Here is a 2,189-nt window from a genome sequence, read left to right on the forward strand (position 1 = left end):
GTCCCGCCTATGGGGGCGGCAACGGTGAAACTGCCGGGCGATGCCGGCAGTGCAATTACATATCGCACGATTAATGATTACGGTGCGCTCACGTCTGTGATGAAAGGCACCTTGCAGTAACGATCTGAGTCATTCACTAAAACAATGGATTCAATAACGCAGGTAACGCAGCACCGGCATTGATGACGGCGTGCGGTAGCGACAAGTCACCTGGTTTATGGAGCAGGCACGGATAACATGAAAAAATACCACATCCGGGAACGGGCGCTAAACAAAGCAATGCTTACGCCGCTGGCATTGCTCTTGGTGGCTTCGACATTTTCCGCGCGCGCAGACAACTACTTCAATCCCCGGTTCCTGGCTGACGACCCGGCATCGGTTGCCGATCTCTCCAGTTTCGAAAAGGGGCTTGATGCGCCGCCGGGTACCTATCGTGTCGACATTTACATGAACGAGGGTTACGTGACGACGCGAGACATCACCTTTGATAAAAGTGATGACGGTAGCAAGCTGGAACCGTGTCTCACTCGCTCTCAGCTGGCTTCACTTGGCGTCAATACCTTGACTATTCCAGATATTGCCGTAATGAAGAGCACGGCCTGCGTGCCTTTCACACGGCTTATTGCTGATGCTGCAAGCTCATTCGATGTCGGTCGCCAGCGTCTTTCCATCAGCATTCCTCAGGCTTTCATGGGAAATCAGGCGAGAGGGTACATAGCTCCCGAGCTTTGGGATAATGGTATTACGGCCGGTTTGCTCAATTACAACTATACCGGCAGTGAAGTGCGCAGTCACAATGGCGGCACCCGCAATTACGCCTATCTCAATCTGCAAACGGGTCTCAACCTGGGGGCATGGCGCCTGCGGGATAACTCAACCTGGAGTTACAGCAGCGGCACGGGATATAACGAAAATCGCTGGCAACATGTCAATACCTGGCTTGAACGTGACATTGTACCCTGGCGCAGCCGGCTGACGATGGGTGATGGCTATACTGCGGGTGATATCTTTGAAGGTATCAACTTCCGCGGCCTTCAGGTTGCCACAGACGATAATATGCTACCCGACAGTCAACGCGGCTTTGCTCCCGTTATACATGGAATAGCACGTGGTACCGCACGCGTATCGGTCAAGCAGAACGGATATGAAATATATCAGACCACGGTACCCGCCGGCGCCTTCACTATCGGTGATCTGTATGCGGCAGGAAACAGTGGCGATCTGCAGGTGACGGTGAAAGAGGCGGATGGCTCCGTTCAGGTCTTTACCGTTCCCTTCTCATCCGTTCCGATGTTGCAGCGTGAAGGACAGGTGAAGTACGCGGTGACTGCAGGGCAGTTCCGCAGTGGTAATGAACAACAAGACAAGCCGAAGTTTTTCCAGGGAACGGCGCTTTGGGGATTACCCGATGGCTGGACGGTCTATGGCGGCACACGTGCCTCAAACGACTATCGTGCCTTTAACCTCGGGGTGGGGAAAAACCTGGGCTACCTCGGGGCGGTATCTTCAGATATTACGCAGGCGAATGCCACCTTGCCTGACGGCAGCAAGCATCAGGGACAATCTCTGCGTTTTCTCTATAACAAATCGCTCAATGAGTTAGGGACCAATTTCCAACTGGTCGGATACCGTTATTCTACCCGGGGCTTCTATTCTCTGGCCGACACCGCGTGGCGACGCATGAGCGGTTACTCCGTGATTAGTGAAGACGGGATCGTGAATATCAAACCAAAGCTGACGGATTATTACAATCTGAACTACAGCAAGCGCGGTCGTTTGCAGGCGACGGTGACGCAACAGGTTGGACGGACATCGACGATATACCTGACTGGCAGTCATCAAAGCTACTGGAATACCAGCCGTTCAGATGAACAGCTGCAGATTGGTTATAACAGCACCATTCAGGATATCAGCTGGAGCCTGAGTTATAGTCTGTCCAAAAATGCCTGGTCCGACGATAAAGACCAACTGATTGCTTTCAACATTAATATTCCGTTCAGCCACTGGATGCGCTCGGATACCCGGTCAGTATTCCGAAATGCCAATGCCAGTTACAACACGTCGACAGACTTCAAGGGACGTACGACAAATACGGCCGGCCTTTACGGGACGCTGCTGGAAGATAACAACCTGAGTTATAGCGTGCAATCGGGCTATAACAGCGGCGGTAATGGTAACAGCGGCGCAAC

The 2,189-nt window shown here is 52.7% G+C and carries 2 protein-coding genes; both read left to right on the forward strand.

Annotation, left to right across the window (positions count from 1 at the left end; genetic code table 11):
• A partial coding sequence (locus ACUXAC_RS26880; protein WP_454267151.1) for a fimbrial biogenesis chaperone occupies positions 1 to 120 on the forward strand: 120 nt, incomplete at its 5' end.
• A 117-nt stretch (positions 121 to 237) separates the two neighbouring features.
• On the forward strand, positions 238 to 2,189 hold a 1,952-nt coding region (locus tag ACUXAC_RS26885; protein WP_454267150.1), incomplete at its 3' end, for a fimbria/pilus outer membrane usher protein.

Source organism: Serratia sp. 121840015-1 (genome assembly GCF_053627655.1).